Source organism: Arthrobacter sp. P1_H7 (genome assembly GCF_056405215.1).
In genome coordinates, this window is record NZ_JBFUCO010000003.1 from 141,717 (window position 1) to 165,647 (window position 23,931).

27 protein-coding genes, 1 other RNA gene, 1 pseudogene and 1 riboswitch are annotated in these 23,931 nt (G+C 65.8%); of the genes and pseudogenes, 7 read left to right on the plus strand and 22 right to left on the minus strand.

Annotated elements, in window-relative coordinates; genetic code table 11:
- Positions 1-76 precede the first annotated feature (76 nt).
- The 3 genes from ssrA to AC1DXI_RS03585 all read left to right on the plus strand — a co-directional run bounded on the left by ssrA (position 77) and on the right by AC1DXI_RS03585 (position 2,167).
- Positions 77-445, plus strand: a transfer-messenger RNA (tmRNA) gene (gene ssrA, locus AC1DXI_RS03575).
- A gap of 290 nt (positions 446-735) precedes the next feature.
- Entirely contained in the window at positions 736-1,887 is a 1,152-nt protein-coding gene (locus AC1DXI_RS03580; RefSeq protein ID WP_476937468.1) for a tyrosine-type recombinase/integrase, read from the plus strand.
- Positions 1,874-2,167 (plus strand): tyrosine-type recombinase/integrase, encoded by a 294-nt coding sequence (locus AC1DXI_RS03585; protein WP_476937469.1) that lies wholly within the window; start codon positions 1,874-1,876, stop codon positions 2,165-2,167. The genes AC1DXI_RS03580 and AC1DXI_RS03585 overlap by 14 nt, the downstream gene beginning before the upstream one ends.
- A gap of 145 nt (positions 2,168-2,312) precedes the next feature.
- Here the strand turns inward: AC1DXI_RS03585 and AC1DXI_RS03590 are convergent, their stop codons facing one another.
- Positions 2,313-4,166 carry a galactose oxidase-like domain-containing protein gene (locus AC1DXI_RS03590; protein ID WP_476937470.1) on the minus strand — a complete coding sequence of 618 codons (1,854 nt, stop codon included), beginning with the start codon at positions 4,164-4,166 and terminating at the stop codon, positions 2,313-2,315.
- A gap of 442 nt (positions 4,167-4,608) precedes the next feature.
- Here AC1DXI_RS03590 and AC1DXI_RS03595 point away from each other — a divergent pair.
- A pseudogene (locus AC1DXI_RS03595) lies at positions 4,609-5,049 on the plus strand (DUF6221 family protein); the annotation flags it as partial.
- A 21-nt stretch (positions 5,050-5,070) separates the two neighbouring features.
- Here the strand turns inward: AC1DXI_RS03595 and AC1DXI_RS03600 are convergent.
- Positions 5,071-5,319, minus strand: a complete 249-nt coding sequence (locus AC1DXI_RS03600) for a hypothetical protein (protein WP_476937501.1) — start codon at positions 5,317-5,319, stop codon at positions 5,071-5,073.
- A 209-nt stretch (positions 5,320-5,528) separates the two neighbouring features.
- Between AC1DXI_RS03600 and AC1DXI_RS03605 the strand changes: the two genes are divergently transcribed.
- A complete protein-coding gene (locus AC1DXI_RS03605) occupies positions 5,529-6,230 on the plus strand; it encodes a hypothetical protein (protein ID WP_476937471.1) in 702 nt (233 codons plus the stop codon).
- 294 nt (positions 6,231-6,524) lie between these two features.
- Here AC1DXI_RS03605 and AC1DXI_RS03610 read toward each other — a convergent pair whose 3' ends face one another.
- From AC1DXI_RS03610 to AC1DXI_RS03685, 16 genes are all read right to left on the minus strand, one after another.
- Complete coding sequence (locus tag AC1DXI_RS03610) at positions 6,525-7,877, minus strand: alginate O-acetyltransferase AlgX-related protein (protein WP_476937472.1); 1,353 nt, start codon at positions 7,875-7,877, stop codon at positions 6,525-6,527.
- A gap of 179 nt (positions 7,878-8,056) precedes the next feature.
- Positions 8,057-8,437 (minus strand): hypothetical protein, encoded by a 381-nt coding sequence (locus tag AC1DXI_RS03615; protein ID WP_476937473.1) that lies wholly within the window; start codon positions 8,435-8,437, stop codon positions 8,057-8,059.
- A gap of 414 nt (positions 8,438-8,851) precedes the next feature.
- Positions 8,852-9,184: an SHOCT domain-containing protein gene (locus AC1DXI_RS03620; RefSeq protein WP_476937474.1), complete on the minus strand. Its 333-nt coding sequence runs from the start codon at positions 9,182-9,184 to the stop codon at positions 8,852-8,854.
- Between the two features lie 39 nt (positions 9,185-9,223).
- Positions 9,224-9,688, minus strand: coding sequence for a DUF6325 family protein (locus AC1DXI_RS03625; protein WP_223916098.1), 465 nt, complete (start codon positions 9,686-9,688; stop codon positions 9,224-9,226).
- Positions 9,689-9,992: 304 nt separating this feature from the next.
- Positions 9,993-10,127: a hypothetical protein gene (locus tag AC1DXI_RS03630; RefSeq protein WP_018775274.1), complete on the minus strand. Its 135-nt coding sequence runs from the start codon at positions 10,125-10,127 to the stop codon at positions 9,993-9,995.
- 48 nt (positions 10,128-10,175) lie between these two features.
- Positions 10,176-10,547: a hypothetical protein gene (locus tag AC1DXI_RS03635; protein ID WP_018775275.1), complete on the minus strand. Its 372-nt coding sequence runs from the start codon at positions 10,545-10,547 to the stop codon at positions 10,176-10,178.
- An 87-nt stretch (positions 10,548-10,634) separates the two neighbouring features.
- A complete protein-coding gene (locus AC1DXI_RS03640; protein ID WP_476937499.1) occupies positions 10,635-11,003 on the minus strand; it encodes a fluoride efflux transporter FluC in 369 nt (122 codons plus the stop codon).
- Positions 11,003-11,452: a fluoride efflux transporter FluC gene (locus AC1DXI_RS03645; protein ID WP_476937475.1), complete on the minus strand. Its 450-nt coding sequence runs from the start codon at positions 11,450-11,452 to the stop codon at positions 11,003-11,005. Before AC1DXI_RS03645 ends, AC1DXI_RS03640 begins: the two co-directional genes overlap by 1 nt.
- Entirely contained in the window at positions 11,453-12,166 is a 714-nt protein-coding gene (locus tag AC1DXI_RS03650) for a metal-dependent transcriptional regulator (protein WP_476937476.1), read from the minus strand.
- A 16-nt stretch (positions 12,167-12,182) separates the two neighbouring features.
- The gene (locus tag AC1DXI_RS03655) at positions 12,183-13,472 is read right to left on the minus strand and encodes an Nramp family divalent metal transporter (RefSeq protein WP_476937477.1); all 1,290 of its coding nucleotides are present in this window, start codon (positions 13,470-13,472) and stop codon (positions 12,183-12,185) included.
- A gap of 165 nt (positions 13,473-13,637) precedes the next feature.
- Positions 13,638-14,432, minus strand: a complete 795-nt coding sequence (locus AC1DXI_RS03660; protein WP_476937478.1) for a class I SAM-dependent methyltransferase — start codon at positions 14,430-14,432, stop codon at positions 13,638-13,640.
- Positions 14,433-14,512: 80 nt separating this feature from the next.
- Positions 14,513-15,976 (minus strand): aminotransferase class V-fold PLP-dependent enzyme, encoded by a 1,464-nt coding sequence (locus AC1DXI_RS03665; RefSeq protein ID WP_476937479.1) that lies wholly within the window; start codon positions 15,974-15,976, stop codon positions 14,513-14,515.
- 34 nt (positions 15,977-16,010) lie between these two features.
- Positions 16,011-16,124, minus strand: a riboswitch (SAM riboswitch).
- A gap of 77 nt (positions 16,125-16,201) precedes the next feature.
- A complete protein-coding gene (gene hisN, locus AC1DXI_RS03670; protein WP_370123078.1) occupies positions 16,202-17,032 on the minus strand; it encodes a histidinol-phosphatase in 831 nt (276 codons plus the stop codon).
- Between the two features lie 76 nt (positions 17,033-17,108).
- Complete coding sequence (gene rsgA, locus AC1DXI_RS03675) at positions 17,109-18,224, minus strand: ribosome small subunit-dependent GTPase A (protein WP_018775283.1); 1,116 nt, start codon at positions 18,222-18,224, stop codon at positions 17,109-17,111.
- On the minus strand, positions 18,208-19,611 hold the full coding sequence (aroA, locus tag AC1DXI_RS03680) for a 3-phosphoshikimate 1-carboxyvinyltransferase (RefSeq protein WP_476937480.1): 1,404 nt from the start codon (positions 19,609-19,611) through the stop codon (positions 18,208-18,210). The genes rsgA and aroA overlap by 17 nt, the downstream gene beginning before the upstream one ends.
- A gap of 7 nt (positions 19,612-19,618) precedes the next feature.
- Positions 19,619-20,167, minus strand: coding sequence for a DoxX family protein (locus tag AC1DXI_RS03685; RefSeq protein WP_476937481.1), 549 nt, complete (start codon positions 20,165-20,167; stop codon positions 19,619-19,621).
- 248 nt (positions 20,168-20,415) lie between these two features.
- Between AC1DXI_RS03685 and AC1DXI_RS03690 the strand changes: the two genes are divergently transcribed.
- Together AC1DXI_RS03690 and rsrA are read left to right on the plus strand one after the other, a co-directional pair.
- On the plus strand, positions 20,416-21,168 hold the full coding sequence (locus AC1DXI_RS03690; RefSeq protein ID WP_018775286.1) for a sigma-70 family RNA polymerase sigma factor: 753 nt from the start codon (positions 20,416-20,418) through the stop codon (positions 21,166-21,168).
- Positions 21,165-21,425 (plus strand): mycothiol system anti-sigma-R factor, encoded by a 261-nt coding sequence (gene rsrA, locus AC1DXI_RS03695; RefSeq protein ID WP_090581281.1) that lies wholly within the window; start codon positions 21,165-21,167, stop codon positions 21,423-21,425. The genes AC1DXI_RS03690 and rsrA overlap by 4 nt, the downstream gene beginning before the upstream one ends.
- An 87-nt stretch (positions 21,426-21,512) precedes the next feature.
- On the opposite strand, the gene AC1DXI_RS03700 is transcribed toward rsrA, so the two are convergent.
- The 4 genes from AC1DXI_RS03700 to AC1DXI_RS03715 all read right to left on the minus strand — a co-directional run bounded on the left by AC1DXI_RS03700 (position 21,513) and on the right by AC1DXI_RS03715 (position 23,918).
- Positions 21,513-21,587: a 50S ribosomal protein bL37 gene (locus AC1DXI_RS03700; protein WP_104061284.1), complete on the minus strand. Its 75-nt coding sequence runs from the start codon at positions 21,585-21,587 to the stop codon at positions 21,513-21,515.
- A 115-nt stretch (positions 21,588-21,702) separates the two neighbouring features.
- Positions 21,703-22,341, minus strand: coding sequence for a PadR family transcriptional regulator (locus tag AC1DXI_RS03705; RefSeq protein WP_476937482.1), 639 nt, complete (start codon positions 22,339-22,341; stop codon positions 21,703-21,705).
- The gene (locus tag AC1DXI_RS03710; RefSeq protein ID WP_476937483.1) at positions 22,341-23,168 is read right to left on the minus strand and encodes a DUF4097 family beta strand repeat-containing protein; all 828 of its coding nucleotides are present in this window, start codon (positions 23,166-23,168) and stop codon (positions 22,341-22,343) included. The genes AC1DXI_RS03705 and AC1DXI_RS03710 overlap by 1 nt, the downstream gene beginning before the upstream one ends.
- 150 nt (positions 23,169-23,318) lie before the next feature.
- Positions 23,319-23,918 (minus strand): GDSL-type esterase/lipase family protein, encoded by a 600-nt coding sequence (locus AC1DXI_RS03715; RefSeq protein WP_026538458.1) that lies wholly within the window; start codon positions 23,916-23,918, stop codon positions 23,319-23,321.
- Between the last annotated feature and the right edge of the window lie 13 nt (positions 23,919-23,931).

A 23,931-nucleotide genomic window follows, 5' to 3' on the forward strand; every position in this document is an offset into this window, starting at 1 on the left:
CCCGGAGGCGGTGCGTTATGATTAGTAGTCCGGGAAGGATTCGAAAGTATCCGGTCCGGGTTTGATAAAAAAATACGGGGATGATCGGTTTCGACGATGTTAGTCGCGACAGGTGAAGCGGGCCGAGGATGCAGAATTATCTCGTAAACGCTGTCTGCAAACCAATAAGTGCCGAATCAAAACGCACTGACTTCGCTCTCGCTGCCTAAGCAGTAAGACAGTCCGTCAGCCCGAGGTTGCTATTGCCCCGGATCCTGGCGTCATTTAGATAGCCACTGCTGTTTACCTCCGTCATCGGGGTAAACGGGACTCTTAGATGACTGGGCCCGGATCAGCCAGCTGTTTGCAGCATGGCTGGGGCCGAGAAAATCCAACGCAAACTGCGCCCGGAGAAGCCCTGACAACACGACATCGGACGGGGGTTCAATTCCCCCCATCTCCACATAAGATAGCCCCTAGATGCTTGTGATCTAGGGGCTATCTTTTTGCCTGTTGGCGAGAAGCCCGATCTTGTTGGCGAGAAACGGCCCCGATGGGGGACACGCATATAAGCGACAGAGGACAGAACGGGACTGATCAAACTAGCGGGGGAGCGGTACGAGGCCGCCCGCGGCTGGCTGTCCTACCTGATCGACCACCCGGATAAGACTGTCGGCGCGACCGGGTACCGCGCGCAGCTCAAGGCAGCACAGAGGGCAAGCAATGCCGCGCATAGGGCCATGCAGGCGGTGCACTGTGGCTAGCATCCGTAACCGCGATCTCTCGAAGGGCGGGTCCTCGCACACGATCACCTGGCGGGACCCAGAGACGGGCCTCAAGACGCGCACATTCTTCGACAAGGACTACGGGCCCGGGGAAGTGCTCAACAAGGCGCTCGAGCTGAAGGCGTTCCTTGATGCCAACGGAAATACCTACAAGCTCGCGGCAAAGGCCAAGGTCCGCAAGGACTCCACGGCGCCGACAGTCTACGAAGTCGTGGTCCGGCATATCGATCTGCTGCGGAAGCCCCAGCCTGGGACGATCGCAAAGTACCGCAACATGGCTGCCGCGCACATTGCCGACAGCGACCTCGGAAAGACTCCAGTGGACAATGTCAGGAAGGCCGCTGTCATCGACTGGCTGGATCAACTCACGGTCAAGATCGGCGCCAACCAGACCAAAGGAGCCCCGCTCTCCCGCAAGTCCAAGCAGAACATCCACGCGCTGCTCTCCGCCGCGTTCGTCACCGCCATGGACGCCGGGACGATGACGCGCAACCCAGCCAAGGGAGTCGCCGAGGCCGACCTCAACGAAGCCCGGGAAGCCGTCTACCTGTCACCCGAAGACCTCGTCATGCTCGCCGAGCGCATCGACGCGCACTACTCCCTGTTCATCCAATTCCTCGGCGGCACGGGCCTTCGCTACTCGGAGGCCACTGCACTCCGCCGGCGCGACATTACGATCCGCGACGGCCGCGCCGCGGTGCGTGTCAGCCGGGCTTGGAAGACGAAGGGCAAAGGCGAGGAGATCGGACCGCCCAAGACCAAGAAGGCCAACGGCACCGTGACCTGCAACGCTGCGCTGTCCGCCGCGATCGCCGAACGTTTGAAGGAGGTCGAACTGGACGACTTCGTTTTCCAGCGCCCAGACGGCGACTACATCCGCAACTCCCGCTTCCACAAGGAAGTCTGGCAGCCGCTGATGGGCCAGCTCGTCGGCAAGGAGCTGGACCGCAAGCCATGGATCCACGAGATCCGCCACGCGCACACCACCCACCTGCTCGACGCTGGCGTCCCGGTTCACGTCGTGCAGGCGCGGCTCGGGCACGAGGACCCGCAGACCACGCTGCGCGTCTACGCGCGCCTAGCGAAGGCATCGGACGCGGCAGCGGCTGATGCGCTCGATTAAGGACGGTAAGTCATTTGCCCCACCGGACTCCGTTCGGGTGGCACGGGCATCGGACAAGGAGCGCGCAGATAAGGTGCTCCTGGGTAAGCACGTGACCATCCACCAGCTTAGGCACTTGCACGCCGCGCTCATGCTTCACGGCGGCATGCCGATCTACGACCTGTCCCGCCGAATGGGGCATATTAGCATCCAGATGACCATCGGCCTGTACTCGCACCTTCTGCCAGACGCTCACTTCACAGGGGCCGAGGTAGCGGCGAGGGCGCTCGAAGGGCTGTAGGTCGGTCGACTTAAATCGAAAGGTCACCCGATCCACACGGTCGCCTGTAGAACCCGCAACGGCATCAACCTGCCGGCTCAGCCCGCCCAAACAGCGCGTTGACCTGCGGCATCAGCCAATCGGTTGATGCGGACGGTCGTCGTCATCAACTGACCTTGATCGTCGAGGCAACGCTGGGCACCCCTTTGCTGTCCATCGCGAAGAGCATGTAGGTGCCCGGTACCAGCACACCACGGTCCGCTGGCAGCCTCAGCGACGCTGTGTTGCCCGACACCGAGGTTGCTGTCACGGGGATCCGCCGCTGGTCGGTGTTCACGGTGTGAGTCACAGTGCTCATACGCATCAGAGCGAACTTCGTGATCGGCGCTCCGGTGGTCACATTAATCGTACTGCCGGCCGCGGCGGCGGCCGGTGCGGTGACAATCGTCGGCCGGCTACGCGCGCTACCGTCGGGGTTCAGCAGGTAGGGCGGCGTGAAGATCTCCCCGTCCAGATGGTTTGTCGTGCAGCTGCCGCACAGTCCGCCACCGCCGGCGAAGACCTTGCCATCAGGGAGCAGCAGGGCGACGCTGTGGTACGTCCGTGGGATGGCCATTGAAGCCAGCGTGGTCCACTTTCCGGTTGCCGGGTTCCAGATTTCCGGGGCCATCCGGGCGCTGGTGTCGGTAAACGATGCGGCGGTGGCCTGACCGCCGACGACGAACACCTGGCCATCTGGCAGCGCAACGCCGTTCGCAAACGACCGTGCGAACGCCAAGTCTGCAGCGCGGGTCACCTTCACACCGTTGTTGATGTCAATCGTGTATGCCCGTGCTGTGCCGGGGGCTGCGGTGTAGGCGGTGGCCCCGCCGACGGTCAGAATCTTCCCGACGTCGTACATCACGGCGTCGCCGTTCATCGCGTCCGGGCTATCTGACCGCAGACCGGCCGAGGTGATGCTGCCGTTGCCGGTGGTGGAGATCCAGTTCATCTGCCGGCTCGGCCCGGCGTGGAACACCCGGCCACCGGGCGCAGCAAACAACCAGGGGTGGTTGTCGCCAACGTATTCGCCCCTGGGGTCGTCGGTGAGGATGTTGTCGGACAACACATTGGGCAGCCGCCGCCAGCCGCCGGCGGCGGACCACACCTCGCCGTCCTTGTTACCGACACCGCCTGACCACGACCCGCCGAGGGTGAAAACCTCGCCGGTGGAGATGGTCAAGTTGCTCTGGTAGCCACGCGGGATGTTCATGTCCGGCCCCGAGCTCCAGACGTTTGTCGAAGGGTCGTAAAGCGTAGTTTTCGCGCTGTTGCTGCCACCGCTGATCATGATCCTCCCGTCCGCCAGCACGGAGGTCCCGGAGCAGAACATGCCATGACCGGTGTTGACCACCTGGAGCGGGCTCACCACGCCGGTGGAGAGGTCCATGATCGACGTCTGGGTATAGCCCCTGCCGTCGTAAGAGGTGGCGGAATAGGCGGACCAGGTCAGCAGCCGGTTGCCGGGCAACAGTGCCGCGGAGACCGGAACAAGGGGGAAGCTGATCGTCGGACCCCAGGAGCCAAGCGACGGCGTAGGGGGCATGGTTTGCCCGGCGAGCAGGTTGATCTCCGCAGCGCTGCTCCACGGACCACGGTTGCCCGCCTCAGTAGTTGCGGTCAGCCGGACGTAGCGGGCGCTGACCGCAAGGAAAGTCACCGTCTTTTCCGCAACGGTGTCCGGCCACGTCCCGTGAGCCACCGGGGCACTCCAGGTGGTGCCGTTGGTACTCACCCGGATCTCGAAGCCGCCGACCCGCCCGTACGGGAGGTCGGAACGCGGCAGATAGCTGAACCCGGAGATGCTGCGTGTCGCCTTGGTGTCGATCGTGATGCTGTGCGGCAGCGGAGCCCCCGGCGCCGGGGACCACCTACTGTGCCAGATCGTGGCAGCATTGCCGTCTAGCACATTGGCGGCGCGGCGATTCGTGCTGGCAACCTCTTCATCGCTGGCCGAGGCCGTCCACCCGGTGCGTGGCAAGGGAGCCGTAGCCGCCTCCACCGCGGCGGCCGGGAGGGCCGCGCTGTGCAAATGCAATCCGGCAGCACCCGAGGGGTCGTACGTAGCTGCTCCCGCGTGCAGGTGTGACCCGGCAGCACCCGAGGAATTGCGCGGAGCCGAGACCACTTCCGCCACGATAACCAGGAGCACTACCAGAAAAGCGGACGAGAGAGAAAATCCAAGGGGCCGCCGCACCAGGATCACTGGTCCACGCGGTCGGCGGCGACAAGCCCGGTGCCTGCCGGCTGCGGGCAACTGCATGAGGGATCGAATCACTGTCGTTGGGCGCCGCCAGTTAGAACCACACTGGTGTCCACGACGCGAGTGCATACCAGGGGGCCGGGTCGCCGTGAGGAGGATCGGTGCTACAGAACGATCCATCTGAGCCTCCTAGCCGCACTGGTCTTGGGTGACAAGAGAGATGCTAGGCAGAGCAGCATGGGAAAACCTTGGGCGGCAGGCGCGGACATTGCGAAGTGCCTGGCGTGTAAAGCGGTGTGCGTTAAGCGGACGTCCGGTAGGAAGCCTTCGCCGCATCCCGGCAGGGCGCCCAGTATGGCGCGCGCGGCGGCCAAGGACCCTGCGGGTGAGCAGTGAGAGTCGTTCCGCTCTGGAAGCACGGTTATCCGAGGACGAGGCCGAGTCCTTGGATTCCTTGGATTCTTTGGAGCATGAGCCTTATCCCGAGAGCTGGGCGAATATCATCGCCACGCGGATCCTGCTCGAGTGCGCCGTAAAGCAAAAAATCATCGCGCACTTCAACCGCATCGACTGGGACTACGAACCGGCAGGGGACCATGACTACATGGAAAAGTTCCCGTTTATCATCGCCAAGCCCTACACGGATCACCCGGACTACCAGCCGGAATGGCGCCAGCAGGATCTACGCGGGCAGGAATCCCGGAAGTCTGCCACCCCACCGGATCGCGCGCAGGTTCTCGGGGCAGCGTCGGTATTCTTCGATGTCCCATTCGGAGTCGGTGACGCGGCGGACGTTGCCGGCTGGTATCCATGCCCAGTGTGCGTGGTCGCTGTCGTCGGCCCAGGACACGAGGATGTAGGAGGGATTCCAGCCTTCGGCGACGGCGTAGACGTCCATCGTGGCGCCGCGGGGCAGCGGGACGCTGGCCATGATCTTCGGGTAGTCCCGGTACTCCCATGAGCGAATCTTATCCGGTGGGTGCCTAGGGCCCGGCCGAAGGTACTCGTAGGTTTCCCCGTCGAGGGTAAACGATGCCTGGCCCCATCGTAGCCAGACGCACGAATGGCCTCTCCCACGACTGAGACGGGGCCATCCTGTGGGTCTACTGCTATCCTAGCCTTTTTGACCTTGGAGGAAACATGTTAACTGCGTCGCAACTGGCTCGCGTTGAGAGCCTGGGTGATAACTGCGAAATTGGGGGAGTTCTCAGAAAAGCAGGGAACGAAGACGGCGGATTCTTCCGCTGGACGCTGTGTCCTTTCACGGCCGTGCGACAGGTGATCTCAGAGGATTTTGCGAACGTCTACGAACTGCAGAACCTGAAACCGCACACGACATCCATGGTCATGGATACCGCCAACGGCATCGCCTATCACAGCGACATGCGGGCAGAGGGTGAACTCGGCGCGATGGTGTTCACGACGCCACCCGACGAGATGAATGAAATCCAAGAGCGCGAACAGTCCAAGGCCGCATACATGGCGGACAAGTTCTCGAAGAGGCTACGCGACCCATCGGTGTTGTTTGTCATCAAAAGAAACCATGGGCTATCCCTCGAAGAGGTAGAAGAATTTCATGATCTCCTCAAAGAGAAGGCCGGAAGCGACCGGATAAATCTCCTCTGGGTCCAAAAGGCCAAAGACCCGTCCAGCGTCGGAGTGATCGAGCCGATCGGAGACAGTGGCCTGATTACTGGATATATCTCCCGCCTGGCCAACTACGCCGACGCGTTGGGTTTCGATTTTGAGTCGTGGACGGACCTTTTTCGGAACGCCTTTGACGTTGTGGACGGCAAGCCCGCTGATCGGGCGGCTGAGTTGGAGTCGGAAGCTGCGGTTTAGAATCCGTGTTGCAACTGTGACATCGGTCCGTTCACCTCTGGTATGAGAGTGACGACGCGAAAAATGCCCCCGCCCGCACCGCGAAAGGTGAGGGCGGCGGCATTTGCGAGTCAGACCGCGTGCTTTGCCGGATACGTAGGCGCCTTAGCGGACCCGAGCACGGCGCGGATGAACCAGCCGGCAGCCGGGGCTGGAGCCGCGGAATCAGCCCCGGCTAGAGGGCTGGCGCTTTCTTGGCCGCCCCTATTTGGCAACAAAAAAGCACCCTGTGAGGGGTGCTTTTTTATTGGGAGATCAGGCTGTAGGGACCGCCGGTGGCCGCGGGAGGAACTGCTCGATGGTTTGCGAGACGACATAGTCAGGCCGAGTCTGGCTCACGTAGTTCATATCCACCGTGTTACCCCACTTGAGGTGGTACTCGCTGAACAGGCGGGCGAACCACCAGCTCAGTCGGGCCGGATTCTCCACGTCCCAGCCGAAGAACGAGTTGCCGAACACAACCACCCTCTTCTTGATCGGGGCGTTCTTGTTCATCCAGACGGCGTGGGAACCGACATCGTTGCCGGGTGAGTGGTGGTAAGCCAGTTCAACCGCCGGATCGCCGAGGGTGCCGGGCGCCGGGGTGCAGTGCCGGTCCCAGAGTGGGATGTCGAAGAACTTGTCCGCGAGGTCACCGTTGAAGTACGTCTCGCCGGTCAGCTGCACGCCATCAAGTACGGATGCGTCGCAGCCGGGCAGTGCTTCCAGGATGACCCGGGCGATGGCGAGCGACCCGGCGGGGGAGCAATGGGTGTCGTGCCGCTGCCATCCGCTGATCTCGCCGTCCCATGCGTCGAATGTCTCCAGCAGGTTCCGGTAGTAGGGCTCCCTGGACATCAGCTGGTTGATCCTGGCGAACAGCGGCGTCGGCCCGGTAATGGGGATAGGTGCAAGGTGTCGGAGTGCTGTCAGTTTCTCCGGAATAATCGCCTGCACGAACGGGATGCCCATGTCATTGAGGAGCCAACTGTTGACTTGGAAACCGGATACCCACTGGTGTGCCGTCTCCTCCAGCGCCTCCCGCCCGGCCGGGTCCTTGGGAGGGACGTACTGGTCTCGGAGGGCGTTGTTCCCGCCGGTCAGGAACAGGTGCCCGTCTTTGCCGATCTGCGCCGTGTCGTTGTTGGAGCGGAGCCCCACCGGAAAGCCCAAATAGGAGAGATTGCCCGCTTCGCCGTCCCGCTGCACTTCGAGGATGTGCGTCGACAAAGACAGGTCCTTAACGTCCAGGGCCTCGATCATCGCTTCGCGTGCGCCCGGTGTGATCGCGGCCGACTCCCTGACAAAGTCAGCCATGAGTCCCAGGTGCGCCCGGGCGCCCATCGGAATGTCACTGCTTTTGCTGTCTGCGAAGGCTGTCACCCGATGCGTGCCAAGGACGGCGCCCTTATTGTCGAGCGGCGCGTCCAGTGTGAGCGTGAACGACTTGTTGGCGATGCACTTGGCATTCCGCACATCGGCGCGTTCCGGGCCGAAGACGACCTCCCCGACGAGTGTTCCGTTCCGGTCTAGCTGGAGTAGCGGATCCTGGCCTTTGGCCCCGAGCTGCACCCATCCCTTGAGTGTGAGCTGGTCTGGTGAGATTGAATCGACGTAGCCTTGCAGCATTTTTCCCCTCATTTTGGTCTACGCCGATTCTCCCACACTCTATTCTTTGGGCTGCTCCGCAGTGAACGTCTCCAGCCAGTCCATGACCGCAATGTAGGCGGGTACTTCATTGCCCGCCAGTTGCGCCCTCGAGAGGAACTGCTGGGCGGTGACTGCGATTTCTTCAGGCTAGGGCATGGTTACGCTCCGATCAGGCCGTGGCCGTTGGTTGATCCGTGAAGGTCTTGGATGAGTGCGGCGAGGTGCCGTGAGTTCGACTGCACCTGGTTCGCGAGTGCTTGCATGTCCGCCATGGTCGGTACGGCGGTGTAGGTCGGCGCGGTGTAGGCGGCGAACGCTGTCCGGTCTACGGTTCCGGTGGCGGTGCCCCAGCCGGTTTTCCGGCCCTTGACCACTTGGGTGCCGTTCTGTGCGATGTTCGCGTTGCGGATGTCGAACAGGCCCGCTGCCGTGATCGTCACCCAGGTCCCGGCAGCAGAGCCCAGGTCCGTTCCGAAAACAATTCGATGGTCCTTAGCCAGCCAAACCGCCGTCTGGTTGGCGATGTCAGCTTGGTACATCCGGAGGCCGTAGGTCAGGAAGTGGCTGCTGACGTTGTCCCCGCTGGACGCCCTCAGGGAGGCCGCACTTCGGCGGGCGGCGTAAGAGGGCGCGCAAAGCAGAAGAGCCCCACTTTCACATCGAAAGTGGGGCTCTTTATTGTTGGCAATCGCCAACAAACAGTGAGCAACCTAGATTGGACTTGGAAAAGTTCAGCGGAATCTAGCGGAACTTGGATGCAACTGATGTGAGAAAAGGTGGTCGGACGGGTTTTCAATTCCCCCCATCTCCACATAGGGGCCCGGCAACGGCGCTCCGCCCCGTATTGGGTTCACAAGACTCCCCGCTGGCTTCGGTCGGCGGGGAGTTTTGTGCGTTAAGGGGGAAGGGAAGCGCCGGCAGGCACTTCCCTTCCCGTACGCGATACACCAGCGTCAGGTGCCGAGGACCTTCGCCTTCTGGGCCACAAACTCCTCTTCCGTGAGGATCCCCTGCTCCTTCAGCGCCCCGAGCTGCTTGAGCTGCTCGAGGGCTTCGTTCGAGATGCCGCCGCTGGGGGGCGGGGGAGGGGGCGGCGCTTGCTGGTAGGCCTGCGGCGGTGGTTCCTGCTGGGCCATCTGCGCATCGTAGGCCTCCTGTTGCTTGGCCGCGGTCGCGGCGTCCTTCTCGGCAAACTTGTTGGCCTGGCGGCGCTGGACCCGGCCGCTGACTGCACTGGCCGTCCCGGCAACGACTGCCGTCCGCGCCACACCCCTAAGAAGTCCCATAATTCTTCTCCTCTCACATCTCTTGTTCTGCGTCAGGTCTCAGGCGTCGGCTACCGGAGGTGCGGCGGCGTCAAGGGCATCAAGTGCTTCCATCACGTCCGGCGCAGGGATCCGCGTGCTCGCGATGAGTTCGCCCCCGCTGTCCCGAACAGCCGCCACGAACGGGGCGGCCCAGGTGTTCTCGTAGACGATCAGCGCGGCCACCGTCCCGGGGAGCAGCGCGGCCGATGCCTCGGCGATGTCATCGTCGCCCAAGAGCCCGGTCCGGGCTCCCTCGAAGTAGGAGAACCCCGCCGCGGGACCGCCTGGGTCGGTCAGTTCGAGCACCTCGACAGATCCGTCGTCATTCTTCATGACGACGAGGAGATCGAAGAGGCGGATCACGCCCTGCTCGACGAGCTTAACGAGTTCCTCACTCGCCCGGCCCGTTAGCCCCGATACGGGGAACTCCAGGAGTACGAAGTCGACCGGCCCGTGGGCCTCAGTCTCCGGTGTGGTTGTCACTGGTATTCCTCCGGTCTGTGTCGAGCACGCTGTCTGGCGCACTGGTCTTAGTGTGGGCGGTGCCCGCCGGGCCGTCACCACCCGCGTCGAATGATTCCGATGGCGGGCCGCACCCGCTCAACGGTTGGAACTGGCCCGCGGACACGGGCCCGGAATCGGACCTCTCGGTTGGATCCCAAGACCCACTAAAGCGCCAACGGGAGATTGTCACATCATCCATTTCGGGTGAGCCCCCGTCCCTCCGGCACGTGGCAGGGCCACACAACGAGAGGCCGGAAGCAACGGCTTCCGGCCTCTCGATTTTTCAGCGCTTCTTGATGTGTGCCACCGGGTCGGTGTGGGCATCAACGATGTGTTTCGCCTTTTTCTCTGCCCGTTTTTCCTTGATGGTTTTAACCGACTTCTTCGACACGCTCTGGTGCGGCGTCTTGTCAGGCATGGTGCTCTCCCTCACGGCAGGGGCCAGGAGTAGCCCCGACTTTTAAGGCTACGCCTCCGGAACCGCGGCGTCCACGATCCCTGCGAAACGGCTGCCGACCCCGTCGTACACGCTGCGCACGAGCCCGGGCCCGAGCACCGGGATGTCGCGTTCCTCGTGGTGCGCGCAGCAGACATAGGTGAAGTCCGGCCACCATTTTTTAGGCCGGGCCGCTTCGGAGAATCCGCAGACGGCGCAGGTGAGCTGGACCCAGACGGGCCGCTTACCGGTGCGGTTTGCCTTGGACTGGACCAGCCACGCCGGCGGGTTGTCCAGCAGCTCGCCGAGCTCGGCCTCGGACAGCCGGGGCGGGATGCCGTGACGGTGCGCCATTTCCAGGGGGATGTCGAGGATCTGGGCTGCTTCACGTCGGGTAACCATCCTTCAACGATACGGGAACGGCGGCGGCCCGAAGCCACCAGGGCGCCCCGGTGTTAGGCTCGACACACCGCCGGCGGCCTGAGGCTTTCAGCCGGCGAGGGCCAGTCCAAGCGCCGCGGCCGCGAGCCCCGCGAGAAGGTTCGCGCCGATATTGAGCGCCGCCGCCCGGTACCGCTCTTCGCTGACCAGGCGGACCGTCGCGGTGGTCCATGAGCTGAAGGTGGTCAGGCCGCCGGCGAGACCGGTTGCGATCGCGGCGTGCCAGTCGGCGCCCAGCTCCAGATGGCCGGTCAGGCCGACGGACCAACCGATGATGAAGGACCCGGCGACGTTGACCGTGAACGTCGCCCACGGCCAGTGCGGACGCGAGCCCTGATGGTGCGCAAACCAGGAGTCGACGGCGAACCGCAGGAGTGCTCCCGCCACCCCGCATACCCCGACCACGAGCGCGGTCATCATTGGGCACCTCCGCGGAGGTCGGCAATCGCCTTGCCGGTTTTCCATCCAGCGGCCGCCGCCCCCAGGCCCAGGACGAGCGAGAGTCCGAGGTAAGCCAGCCACGTGGCGTGGAAGCCGCCGCGGATCTGCTGGTCAATGGCGATCACCAGCGCCGAAAAGGTGGTGAAGGACCCCAGGAGGCCGGGGCCGATGCCGGCCCGCAGCCAGAAGGCCGTCTGCGGCCGCGCGATCCAGAGAGTGGTCAGGGTGGCCAGGATGAAACTCCCGGACACATTGATCGCCAATGTGGTCCACGGCACCGCGCCGGCGCCATCGGGAAACACCAGGCCGGCGCCGAAACGCAGCTCGGTTCCGATCAGCCCGCCGACGGCGACGGCGGACCAGGCCTTCCAGCCCGGCACGCCGGGGCGCGGCACGGCCCGGCGCTCGTCCAGCGCACCCTTCACTCAGCTCTCCGTGACGCTGCAGCCGGCGTGCGCGGCCTCGCTGTGGACCCAGAGGGCCGAGGCGACCTCGTCGGCGAAATCGAATTCGCGCGGTGCCACGGCGGAACCGATCCGCACTACCATGGGGCCGCCGAAGGGACGCCGGCCCACCACCTCCACTTCGGCGTCGAGGTCGATGTCCTCGGCGGCGAGATAGCGCAGGAGCTCCGGGTTCTCGTCGCTGATCCGGGTGATCCGGCCGGTGTGGCCGTCGTCGAGTTCGCTCAGGCGGTGGGCGGCGGGCATCAGCACCGAGCCGTCCGCTGCCGGGATGGGATCGCCGTGCGGGTCCCGGGTGGGGTTTCCCAGCTTGGCCGCCATGCGTTCAATGAACGTGTCCGAGACGGCGTGTTCCAGGAGTTCGGCTTCGTCGTGGACCTCGTCCCAGCGGTATCCCAGCTCGCGGACGAGGAAAGTCTCGATCAGCCGGTGCCGCCGGACCATGGACAGGGCGAGCTGGACTCCATCGCTGGTGAGCGTGACGGCGCTGTAAGGCTTGTGGTCTACGAGGCCCTGGTCCTTGAGTTTGCGGACCATTTCCGAAACCGAGGAGTTGGCGACGCCCAGGCGCTGCGCCAGCTGCGTGGAGGTGATGGGCTTGCGCTGCCACTCGGTGAACGAATAGATGACCTTGACGTAGTCCTCGATCGAGGAGGAGGGCGTACTGGTCTTCACAGACCTAAGCCTACCGTCAGCTGCCTCCGGAGAAAGTGAGCCACAGCAGGACCAGGTTGAGTGCCACGACGAGGACCACGCTGATGATGGCTGCGATTCGGAGGGCAGGGCCGTCGGCAAACCGGCCCATGAGGGCCTTGTTGCTGGTCAGCACCACCAGCGGGACCAGGACAAAAGGAATCCCGAAGCTTAGGACGACCTGGCTCAGGACCAGTGCCCAGGTGGGGTCGAAGCCCACCGCCAGCAGCACGACGGCGGGAATGAGGGTCACGACGCGCCGGGCCATGACGGGAATCCGGATCTTGAGCAGGCCCTGCATGATGGTGCCGCCGGCATAGCAGCCCACCGAGGTCGATGCCAGACCGGAGGCGAGCAGCCCGACCGCGAAGACCACGCCGACGATCGGGCCGAGGTTGGCGGTGATGGCGGCGTGCGCGCCCTCGATCGTGTCCGTGCCTTCTTCGCCGCCGAGGGTGGAGGCGGCCAGGAGCAGCATGCCGATGTTGACCAGTCCGGCGATCGCGAGTGCGGCCACGACGTCGAACCGGGTGGCCCGGACCAGGCGCGCGATGGCCGCCGGGGGAACGTGCAGGTTTTCGTCCGGCCGGTGCCGGTCCCGGGACAGGGCCGAGTGGACGTAGATGGCGTGCGGCATGACGGTGGCCCCGAGCATGCTGGCGGCCAACAGGACGGTGTCCGGGCCCTGGAAGCCGGGCATGAGCCCGGCCAGGGCGGCCCCCGGATCTGGCGGGCTGATGAACAGCCCGGCCAGGAAGCCGATAGTGATGATGCCGAGCAGGAACATGATGATGAATTCGAACGGCCGCTGCTTCTGCCGGGCCTGGACGGCGAGCAGGAGCATGGAAACGGCGCCGACAATCAAGGCGCCAAGGGGGAGCGGGAGGCCGAAAAGCAGGTACAGGGCGATAGCGCCGCCCACCACCTCAGCGAGGTCGGTGGCGGCGGCGACGACTTCGGCCTGCACCCAGAAGGCGCGGCGCCAGAACGGCTTGAGCCGTTCACCGAGGATCTCCGGAAGGCTCTTGCCCGTGACGATCCCGAGCTTGGCGGACTGGTACTGGACGAGGACGGCCATGACGTTGGCGGCCACGAGGACCCACACCAGCAGGTAGCCGTACTGCGCGCCGGCGGTCAGGTTGGCGGCCACGTTTCCGGGGTCCACGTAGGCGATCGATGCCACGAACGCTGGCCCCAACAGGCCGATCAGCGCCCTGCGGGCACCCGGGTGTTTGTAGGTGGGGGCGGCGTCCTGCGCCGGTTGCCCGTGTCCTTTTACCTCCAGCACTGCAGCTCCTGTGATTGGCGCGTCCGCGTCGACCCGATGATCGGCGCCGGCCGGAAAGCAGCCGGTGTCAAAGTTCCATGCGCCTACAAGTAATTATTAGGCATACCGAAACAATAAGCCCGGCGCGGCCCTGCGTGCAATCCGGGAATCCGGGGGGAGCGTGCATCAGGCCCGGAAGGCCCGCCACGTCTGGGTGAGGTAAGGCAGCCGGAGCACGTCGCCTGGGGTGTGCCCCAGGTGCTCGTGCAGGTACCAGGCGAGGTTGGCCATGACCTTGGCCCGGGTGGATTCCGATGCCGCGAGGTAGTAGCTGCGGGACTTGGTCAGCTCCTGGATGTCCTCCGTGGTGACGGAATCCTCCCACCGCGTCACGTGGCTCTCCAGCCCGGTGAACTCGGGGCCCACGGCGGGGCGGAAGTGTGGTTTGAGGACGTCCCCGGCGTGCATGATCCGGGAGAGGCGGTGCACCCAGGGCACGCTGGTGTCCAGCTGGTTCCAGATCAGGCCCAGCACTCCGTGCGGCCGGAGGATCCGGGCAATCTCGGTGCTGGCCAGGCCAGGGTCGCACCAGTGCCACGCCTGGGCGACCGTGACGAGGTCGAAGGACTCCGGCTCGAGACCGGTGTCCTCGGCGCTGCCCTCGATGGCGATGACGTCCGGCAGGGTCCGGCGCAACTGCTCGAGCATGTCGGCCGAGGGGTCCACAGCCACCGTGCCCAGTCCGCGTTTTGCCAGGAGCGCAGTGAACTTCCCGGTACCGGCGCCAATGTCCGCGGCGTCCTTGGCCCCCGCCGGGACCAGCCAGCCGGCCGACTCCTGCGGATAGCCGGGGCGGACACGTTCATAGTGTTCCCCGCCGTCCTGGAAGCTTTGTCCGAGTTCCTGGCGCCGCCCGCTGTGCAGCTTAGGTCCACTGTGCAGCCTAGCTTCACTGTGCAGCCTGGGGCCGGCGCTTGCCACGTGCGATCTCCTTCGGAAGGTCCTGCTTGTTTCAGATACCTTTCGAATTTACCGCACCCGCGCCGGGCCCTGATCCTGCGCTAGTCGAGGGTGCAGGGCGCAGCGCCGGCGGTGCCCGGGGTGTTCGGCGCCCAGTGGGGGTAGCTGCGGGTATCGTTGGCCGGCACCCAGCGGCCGGCGTCCACCACGTAGTCCCAGCCGAGTCCGTTCTGCCGCAGCTGCTGCAGGCCGGCCAGCAGGCGTTCGGCATCCTCCAGCCGCGAGCCCAGCCCGAAGCTGGCCCGCAGGGAGCCGGAGGGCAGGCCGAGCCGCTTGAGCAGCGGGTGGGCGCAGAAGCGGCCGTCGCGCAGGCCAATGCCGTGTTCAGCCGACAGGTAGGCGGCCACCAGCCCGGCGTCGAAGCCTTCCACGGAAAAGTTCACGACGCCGATCGTGCCGGTGCCCGGCTGACCGCCTTCGGAGGAAGAAGCGGAAGGCGAATCGGCAAAGATCCGGTGCACGGTTACTCCGTCGATGCCCTGGAGGCCTTCGACGAGGAAGGACCGGATGGCGTCCTCGTGGGCCTGCCACTGCTCCGGGTCCAGGGCTGCAATGACCTGGGTGGCACGGGCGAGGGCCGCCGCGCCAAGGACGTTCGGCGAGCCGCCCTCGTGCCGGGCAGGTCCCGTGGTCCAGCTGACGGAGTCGAGCCGGGCGTCGCGGACCGCGCCGCCACCGGCCAGGTGCGGGGTGCCGGCGTCGAGCCAGTCCGTCCGCCCCACCAGCACGCCCGCGCCGAACGGGGCGTACAGCTTGTGCCCAGAGAAGGCGAGGTAGTCGACGCCGTCCGCGGCGATGTCAATCCGCCGGTGCGGGGCCAGCTGCGCGGCGTCGACAACGATCCTGGCGCCGTACTCGTGTGCCAGCGCGGCCAGGGCCCGGATCGGCAGGATCTCCCCGGTGACGTTGGAAGCGCCGGTGACGGCCAGCAGGCTGACGTCCCCGCGCGCCAGCTCGTCGCGCAGGCGGTCCACCGTGGCCGCGAGGGTAGGGGCGGCCACGACGCTGCGGTGCGGGACATTCTGCCAGGGCAGGAGGTTGGCGTGGTGCTCGATGTCGAGGTAGACGACCTCGCCCGCGGGCCGTCCGTCGCGCAGCGGCAGGCAGCCAGCCAGCAGGTTCAGGGAATCGGTGGTGTTGCGGGTGAAGATCACGGAATCGTCCGGCCGGCCGCCGACGAAGTCCCGCACGATGTCCCGGGCGTTCTCGTAGACGGACGTGCTGATCTGCGATGCGTAGCCGGCGCCGCGGTGCACGCTGGCGTAGTACGGCAGGATTTCGTTCAGGTAGGCCGAGACCACGGACAGGGCCGGGGCGGAGGCGCCGTAGTCGAGGTTGGCGTAGCGGGTGTGGCCGCCGGTGATCAGCGGCGCCTGGATTTCCGCCCCGGTAACGGCGGCCAGCGGGCGGGCCGCGAGGGCGAGGCGGCCATCAGCCTGCCCTGCAGACTGTTCTGCACCGGCGGCATGGAATTCGGGGGCAACGGGGAAAATGGCAGTTGTCATGGGACCTCACTCGAACAGGACCCCACACCGTGGGAATCCGCGCTTGCCGGGTCCGTTCCGGACCGGCCAGGTCGTCACCCGGGGCACCCCACCGCGACTGGAGGGTTGCCGGCCAGCAAACCGGGGTTTAGCGCTGGCACTCGTGACCTGCATCGAGCGTAGGACATCCGCGCAGCCGGGGAAAAGGCGGCCGCCGATTGTGAAGCGGATTATTACGGGCGCGGTTCAGTTGTTGGGGTGGGCCGGGAAGAGGTCGTCGAGTCCGGGGTTGAGCCGCTTGAGGACTTCCGAGTGCAGGATCGAATTGGTGGCCAGGGCGTTGCCGCCGAAGGGTCCGTCCTCGCCCTCGAGCGAGGTGAAGCGGCCGCCGGCCTCGGTCACGATCGGGACCAGGGCGGCCATGTCGTAGAGGTTCAGCTCGGGCTCGCAGGCGATGTCCACGGCACCCTCGGCCACGAGGCAGTAGGACCAGAAGTCACCGTAGGCGCGGGTCCGCCACACTTCCTCGGTCAGGCCCAGGAACTCATCCAGGTTCCCGCGTTCCTTCCAGCCGCCAAGGCTGGAGTAGGACAGCGAGGCGTCCTCGAGATTGGAGACATTGGATACCTTCAACCGTGTGGCGGCGGCGAGCGAGCGGCCCGTGTAGGCGCCCGCACCCTTGGCGGCCCACCAGCGCTTGCCCAGTGCCGGCGCGCTGACTACGCCGACCACCGGTTCGCCCTCATCGACGAGGGCGATCAGGGTGGCCCAGACCGGGACGCCGCGGACAAAGTTCTTGGTGCCGTCGATCGGGTCGATGATCCACCGGCGGGAACCGTGGCCCGAGCTGCCGAATTCTTCGCCCAGGACCGCGTCCCGCGGACGTGACCGGGAGAGCTGGCCGCGGATGGCCTCTTCCGCGGACTTGTCGGCATCGGTGACGGGTGTGAGGTCGGGCTTCGTCTCGATCCGAAGGTCGAGCGCCTTGAAGCGGCTCATGGTCTGGGAATCGACCGAATCTGCCAGTACATGGGCAAGGCGCAGGTCATCGTTGTAGCTCGAAGCGGGTTGGCTCATGGTTCCAAACTACCGTCAAACCGGGCTGCCGGGCGGGAGGCCGCGGCACGGCGCCGCAGCCCGGTGGCCGGGCCGGCTAGGAGACGGTGCCCAGTTCCTTGGTTTCCTGTGCTTCCATCCGCGGGTCCGTGCCCAGCAGCCGGCGCAGGGACGCGAGCCTGGCCGGTCCCGAGGGCCCCGCGTGCCCGGCCGCAACCCATTTGTCGACGCCGCAGTTGACGGCGGTGGAGTCATGCTTGCAGCCGCGTTCGCAGTCATCGGTTCCCGGTTCCAGGTCCGGGAAGGAACGGAGGATCCGGTCGGGGTCCACGTGGGCCAGGCCGAAGGACCGGATACCGGGGGTGTCGATGATCCAGCTGCCCGCCGGGGCATCGTTGACCTTGAGCGCCAGTGCCGAGGAGGACGTGTGGCGGCCGCGGCCGGTTACCGCGTTTACGCCTCCCGTGGCCCGCTCGGCCCCGGTCAGGGCGTTGACCATGGTGGACTTGCCGACGCCGGAATGGCCCAGCATCACTGTGACCTTGCCGTCGAGGTAGTCGCGCAGCTGGGACACCGCGTCCTTGTCGAGCCGGGCGGAGAGCCCGTCGTCGGAGCGGGCGTCGATGCCGGAAGCGGCGGAGTCCGCGGTCTTGGAGATGATGACGGGAAAATCGAGGTGCTGGTAGTTGGACAGCAGTTCGGCGGGATCCTTGACGTCGGCCTTGGTGACGAGCAGCAGCGGCTCAATGCCGGCGTCGTACGCGGCCACCAGTGCGCGGTCGATGAAACCGGTCCGCGGCTCGGGGTTGGCGGCGGCGACCACCACCACCAGCTGGTCGGCGTTGGCCACGACGGCGCGTTCGATCGGGTCCGTGTCGTCGGCGCTGCGGCGCAGCAGTGTCTTGCGGTCCTGGATCTTGACCAGCCGCGCGAGGGTGTCGGGCTCGCCGGTGACGTCGCCGACCAGGGAGACGAAATCGCCGGCAACCACGGGGTTGCGGCGCAGCTCCCGGGCGCGGGCCGCGATGATCTTGCGTTCGTCCGGGGTCCCTTCGCCGACGACGGCGGTGTAGCGGCCGCGGTCAACGGTGATGATGCGTCCGGTGACGGCGTCGTCGTAGCTGGGCCGGTCCTTGGTGCGGGGGCGGGTGCCCTTCTTGTTCGGCCGGATCCGGACGTCGGACTCGTCCCAGGAATCAGTGCTGCGTGCCACCGGCGGTGTCCTCATCTGCGGCGGGTCCCTGTGCCAGCATCGCTTCCCAGAGTTGCGGGAAATCGGGCATGGTCTTGGCCGTGGTTGCGATGTCCTCGACCTCCACGCCCGGTACGGCAAGGCCGAGGATGGCGCCGGCGGTTGCCATACGGTGGTCCGCGTAGCTGTGCACCACACCGCCGTGCAGCGCGGCCGGGCGGATGATGAGGCCGTCGGCGGTCTCTTCGGCGTCGCCGCCGAGGCGGTTGATTTCGGCGACGAGGGCGGCGAGCCGGTCCGTTTCGTGGCCGCGGAGGTGGGCGATGCCGCTGAGCCGCGAGGGGCCGGCGGCGAGGGCGCAGAGTGCGGCCACGGTGGGGGCGAGCTCGCTGGTCTCGTCGAAGTCGCCGCCCTTGATCTCCGGCCCTCCGCTGACGGTCAGGGTGCCGCCGTCCACTGTCACGGTGGCGCCCATGGCGGTAAGGATGCCGCGCCACAGATCACCGACCTGGGTGGTTTCCGCGGGCCAGTTCGGGATCCGCACGGTGCCGCCGGTGGCCAGGGCCGCCGCGAGGAACGGGCCGGCGTTTGAGAGATCCTGCTCGATCCGGACGTCGAAGGCGCGGATCGGGCCGGGGGAGACAACCCAGTGGTTCGGCACCGAGTCATCGACCGCCACGCCCACGCCGCGCAGCACGGCCACGGTCATGTTGATGTGGTCCAGGCTCGGCACGGGCTTGCCGGCGTGCTCCCGGCTTTGATGTTCGAGGTGGAGTCCCTCGGTGAAGCGTGCCCCGGCCAGCAGCAGGGCGGAGACGAACTGGGACGAAGCGCTGGCATCGATGATCAGGTGGCCGCCGCGCACCTCGCCCGTGCTGTGGACGGTGAACGGCAATGACGACGCCCGACCGCCGTCTGGCGCGGTCACTGCCACACCCAGGCCGGCCAGGGCCTCGATGATGGTGCCCATGGGGCGTTTGCGGGCGTGCGGGTCGCCGTCGAAACGGGACTCACCACGGCGCAGCGCCGCCACCGGAGGCACAAAGCGCATGACCGTGCCGGCGAGGCCGCAGTCGATCGCCGTGTCCGCAGCGGCGGCGTCCATGCTGATCGGGACGATTTCCAGGTCGGGGCCGAAGGCGCCGTCGCCGGGAACCTCCGTAACGGTGGCCCCCAACTGACGCAGGGCCTCAATCATCAGCGCGGAATCCCGGGAGTGGAGTGGTGCCCGCAGCCGGGACGGGCCGTCCGCCAGGGCGGCGAGCACGAGGTACCGGTTGGTCAGGGACTTGGATCCCGGAACGGTGACCGTGGCATCGACCGGCCGTGCGGCGAAGGGGGCGGACCAGTGCGGACCGACGCTGGCAGGGTGGGACGGGGCAGCTGCTGAGGGGGTGGTGCCAGTCATTACCGTCTTAGGCTCCGGCAGAGTGGTCTACGGCCTTGCGGACGACCTTGTCGGCCTTCTTCAGCTGCTTGTTGGTGGTCTTGCGGGCATCGGCGGCGAGGTGTCCGGCGCTCTTCTTGGCATCCGCGGCCAGGTGCCCGGCGCGCCAGGCCAGGCTGGGCTTGCCGGCGGTATCGACCGCGGCGAGGAGCGCGCCGCCGGTGAGGGAGACGTTCTTCAGGAGCTGTTTGCGGCGGGCGTCGCGGGCTTCCTTCGAGGAGATGTCCGCGCTGCGCCATTCGACGTAGCCGTTCAGGATCGAAATGACGGCGAGCAGGGTGGCCGCCAGCCGGGCGGACTTGCCGAGGGCGAAGCAGACGCCGGCACCGATCTGGGTGCCGCCGATCACGCGTGCCACGACTTTTTCATTCGGCTGGAACGGCAGGGCGTCGGCCGTACGGCGCAACAGGGGGGACAGCTGGGCCGCAGTGTCATCCGCATTCTTGAGCTTGTCCATGCCGGCGAGGACGAAACTGGAAGCGAGCATGGGCCGGGCGAGAAAGCGGACAAACGACATGAATTTCCTCCTGGATGGACGAACAGCGGCTTCACTGCGGGAGAACCGGTTCTAGTCTTGCACTTTTGCGGAATATTTGCCCGCAGGACGTGGTTGTGAAAGGCAGATCCCAGCAGGCCAACGAAGGCGGAGATTTGACTCTGGTCAAAGACAGGACGGAACCGGAAGCCGGTTCCGGGCAATCATGGACCCTCGCGCTTCCGGCGGTTCCGGGTGCCCGGCGGAAGGTGACAGTAGACTTGAACGCAATGAGCACCATGGACCCGGCCGTTGCGGCCATGCACGAGGTTGCCGGAAACGACGCCACGCCCACCAAGACACCTGATGCCGGCGCGTCCGCCGCCTTGGAGACCGAGGTGGACGGGAAGCCCCTTGATGTCTCCACCGAGTCCGCGGAAGAGCGCCGGGTGCGCTTTGAACGTGACGCGATGCAGTACGTGGACCAGCTGTATTCGGCGGCCATGAGGATGGCCCGGAACCCCTCCGACGCCGAGGACCTGGTCCAGGAGGCGTATACAAAGGCGTTCTCCGCGTTTCACCAGTACAAGCCCGGAACCAATCTGAAGGCCTGGCTGTACCGCATCCTCACCAACACGTACATCAACCTGTACCGGAAGCGTCAGCGCGAGCCGCTGCAGTCGAATTCGGACACCATCGAGGACTGGCAGCTGGCCCGCGCCGAGTCGCATACGTCCTCGGGACTGCGTTCGGCGGAGGCCGAGGCCCTCGACCACCTGCCCGATTCGGATGTGAAGCGCGCCCTCCAGTCGATTCCGGAGGAGTTCCGGCTGGCCGTGTACTTCGCCGACGTCGAGGGTTTCGCGTACAAGGAAATTTCAGACATCATGAACACCCCCATCGGGACCGTCATGTCCCGGCTGCACCGCGGCCGGAAGATGCTGCGGGACATGCTGGCGGACTATGCCGCCGAACGAGGATTCAGGGCCGCCACCGAGTCAAGCGCCGCGGCCGACAGCAACAAACAGGAGAACAGGAAATGAGCGACTGCCAGGGACTGGGCGATTGCGATGACGCCCGGATGCAACGTATCTACGAATATCTGGATGGTGCGCTCACGCGTGAAGACATCGCAGAGATCAAGGACCACCTGGACAGTTGCCCGGAGTGCCTGGAACAGTACGACCTCGAATGTGTCATCCGCGTGATGGTCAAGCGTTCGTGCACCGAAGCGGCTCCGGAAAACCTCAAGAACTCCATCCTGGACCGGATTCACTCGATCCGGACTGTGGAAGCCTGAGCCGGCCTGTACCGGCATAAACGAATGACCCCGGAATCCGTGCGGATTCCGGGGTCATTCGTTTAAAGCTGTCATTCCAAGCTTTGCTTAGGCGTTGGGGCGCTTACCGTGGTTCGCGCCGCCACGCTTACGGTCACGACGTTTACGTGCACGTTTGCTCATAGCTGGCCTCCTTAATCTTGGTACTCAAAAGAGCTGCCCTCAAGTCTCCCACATCGCGGCACCCGCCGCGAACCGGGGAACCCGCGCTACGGGCCGTGACGGGTTGGGCCCGATCTCAGCCGTCCAACGAATTGCGGATCGAGATCCGGGCCTGGTCCAGCACGGTCCGGACCGTTTCGAGCGTGACGGCGGTGACGGGACGGCTCCCGGCATGACGCCGCAGTTCCACCCGCATGTCGTCACGGAACGCCTGCACCAGCATTTCCGCCTCCTTCAGCCGCCGCTCGCCCTCCGGGGAGTACCACGGGCTGCCCGCGCCGCCGGCAGTGCCTGTCCCGCCGGCAGAACCCGCGGCGCGGGCCGAGGTCCGGGCCGCCTCCGCCGTCGCCGCAAGGTCGGCCCGGAGGCCGCGCATGTTGACGCGGATGTCCTGGCGCAGGTTGTCGGCAAGCCGGCGGACCGACGCCGAGATGTCGTTCTCGACGCCGGCGAGTTCGTCCCGACGGCGGTTCAGTTCCGTGAGACCGGCCGGGGTGATGCTGTAGTTGGTGCGACGGCCCTCGATACGGGTGGCCACGAGCCCTTCCTCTTCAAGCTTGCCCAGACGCGGGTAGATGGTCCCGGCGCTGGGGGAGTACGTGCCGCCGAAACGCTCGCTGAGCGCCTTGATCAGCTCGTAGCCGTGCTTGGGGCCCGATTCGAGCAGGGCGAGCAGGTACAGCCGCAGCGCCCCGTGGGCGAAGACGGGAGGCATCAGAGGACCGTTTCGGTGTCCGGGCTGGGCTGGCCGTGGAAGAGCGAAGTCTTTCCCGAGACCGAGTTGGTCCGGACCAGCATCAGCTTGGCGTCCGGTCCCGCGATGGTCTGCACGGTTCCGCCGGGCTGGACGTACCTCGTGTCATCGATGACCACCGCGCCGCTGGCGGACTTGGCAACGATGTCCACCCCGATGTCGTGCGGAAGCCGGATGGTGACGTCGCCGGAGACCGAATTGGCGCCAAAGTCATGGGTGAAGCCGTGCAGGTCGAAGTTCAGGTCGCCGCTGACGGTGTTCGCCCGGATGTTGCTGAATTCCCCCGAGGCCGTCACTTCGCCGGAGACGCTCTTGGCGGTCAGGACGCCGCGGTGGTTGCGGGCAATCACCTCGCCGCTGACCGTGTTGACCGACAGGTTCCCGGAGGTGCCGTCGGCCAGCACGGATCCCGAGACGGTGTTGAGCCGGGTGTGGCCGCTGAGCCCGGAAACCATGCCGTCGCCGCTCACCGTCCCGGCCTCGACCTCGACGCCGGCCGGCAGGGCGATGCTGATCACCACCGAGTTGCTGCTGCCGTTGTTGACAGTGCTCATCAGGTTCTTGAACCAGCCCTGCGGGCCGTGCAGCTGGTGGCGGACTTCCAGGCGGCCGTTGACGACCGAAACCGACAGGGGATCGCCTTCGATTTCGGAGACCTCGATCCTGGCGACGTCCTCGTCATGGGTGACGATGTCGAAGCGGCCGCGGACAATCCCGAGTTTGAGGGAGTGGACGCCGTCGACGTCGATGGTCTGCGGGCCGGTCACGGTCCACGTGTTCTCTGACATGGTTCCTCCGGAAAGGCGAAAGGGGTTGGACAACTAACGATATATCGCGACTATGAAGTCACGATATATCGCGCTTGCCGCCAGGTCAAGATATATCGCGAAATTCCGTGGAAGGTGGCCCCAGGCGCGGCCGGTTGCCGGGGTGCCTGCCTATTCCGGGGCGTCCAGGCCCAGCCACTGGAACCAGCCGCGGTGCAGCACGAGCCAGGCCATGAGGCCATAGCCGGCCTGACCGGGGGTGCCGCCGTTGGCCGCGAGGTCCTGGCGCCACTGCTCGTGGTTCAGCAGCGGCGAGAACGTGTCGACATAGAGGTGCTTCCGGCGCGTCGTGACGTCGGCGAAGGCGGTGTTGAGTTCGCCGAGCCTGCGGTTCTGTGCGGGGTCAAGTGTGGGCGGCGGGCCCACGACGAAGACCTCGATCTTGTTCTGGGAGGCGGAGTCCAGGATGTTGGCCAGGTTCAGGCGGCTGCGGGCCGTGGACAGGCCGAACTCGATGTCGCGTCCTGACAGGCCGATCACCAGGCGGTTTTCGTGGTGGTTCCCGAAGCGCCTGCCTGCTTCCTCGAGCCAGCGGGCGGCGATGCCCTCGGTGCCCTCTTCCGGGCATGGCAGGGAATAGCACTCCAGGGCGACGCTGTCCTGCGGCGTGCGGGCCAGGACCCTGCCCAGCCAGCCCAAGGCGCGCGGATCACCAAGCCCGGCCAACAGCTCGTCCCCAACGGCTGCGATCCGCAGCTTCCGATCTTCCACGACTACCTCTTCA

What these genes read in the sequence shown, in the direction of transcription:
- AC1DXI_RS03665 (WP_476937479.1), bottom strand. Translation starts at nt 15,976, where the DNA reads ATGACAACTGCCATTTTCCCCGTTGCCCCCGAATTCCATGCCGCCGGT.
- AC1DXI_RS03605 (WP_476937471.1), top strand. Translation starts at nt 5,529, where the DNA reads ATGTTAACTGCGTCGCAACTGGCTCGCGTTGAGAGCCTGGGTGATAAC.
- aroA (WP_476937480.1), bottom strand. Translation starts at nt 19,611, where the DNA reads ATGACTGGCACCACCCCCTCAGCAGCTGCCCCGTCCCACCCTGCCAGC.
- AC1DXI_RS03585 (WP_476937469.1), top strand. Translation starts at nt 1,874, where the DNA reads ATGCGCTCGATTAAGGACGGTAAGTCATTTGCCCCACCGGACTCCGTT.
- hisN (WP_370123078.1), bottom strand. Translation starts at nt 17,032, where the DNA reads ATGAGCCAACCCGCTTCGAGCTACAACGATGACCTGCGCCTTGCCCAT.
- AC1DXI_RS03635 (WP_018775275.1), bottom strand. Translation starts at nt 10,547, where the DNA reads ATGGTTACCCGACGTGAAGCAGCCCAGATCCTCGACATCCCCCTGGAA.
- AC1DXI_RS03685 (WP_476937481.1), bottom strand. Translation starts at nt 20,167, where the DNA reads ATGTCGTTTGTCCGCTTTCTCGCCCGGCCCATGCTCGCTTCCAGTTTC.
- AC1DXI_RS03620 (WP_476937474.1), bottom strand. Translation starts at nt 9,184, where the DNA reads ATGGGACTTCTTAGGGGTGTGGCGCGGACGGCAGTCGTTGCCGGGACG.
- AC1DXI_RS03615 (WP_476937473.1), bottom strand. Translation starts at nt 8,437, where the DNA reads ATGTACCAAGCTGACATCGCCAACCAGACGGCGGTTTGGCTGGCTAAG.
- AC1DXI_RS03600 (WP_476937501.1), bottom strand. Translation starts at nt 5,319, where the DNA reads ATGGCCAGCGTCCCGCTGCCCCGCGGCGCCACGATGGACGTCTACGCC.
- AC1DXI_RS03640 (WP_476937499.1), bottom strand. Translation starts at nt 11,003, where the DNA reads ATGACCGCGCTCGTGGTCGGGGTATGCGGGGTGGCGGGAGCACTCCTG.
- AC1DXI_RS03630 (WP_018775274.1), bottom strand. Translation starts at nt 10,127, where the DNA reads ATGCCTGACAAGACGCCGCACCAGAGCGTGTCGAAGAAGTCGGTTAAA.
- rsrA (WP_090581281.1), top strand. Translation starts at nt 21,165, where the DNA reads ATGAGCGACTGCCAGGGACTGGGCGATTGCGATGACGCCCGGATGCAA.
- AC1DXI_RS03690 (WP_018775286.1), top strand. Translation starts at nt 20,416, where the DNA reads ATGAGCACCATGGACCCGGCCGTTGCGGCCATGCACGAGGTTGCCGGA.
- AC1DXI_RS03710 (WP_476937483.1), bottom strand. Translation starts at nt 23,168, where the DNA reads ATGTCAGAGAACACGTGGACCGTGACCGGCCCGCAGACCATCGACGTC.
- AC1DXI_RS03705 (WP_476937482.1), bottom strand. Translation starts at nt 22,341, where the DNA reads ATGCCTCCCGTCTTCGCCCACGGGGCGCTGCGGCTGTACCTGCTCGCC.
- AC1DXI_RS03610 (WP_476937472.1), bottom strand. Translation starts at nt 7,877, where the DNA reads ATGCTGCAAGGCTACGTCGATTCAATCTCACCAGACCAGCTCACACTC.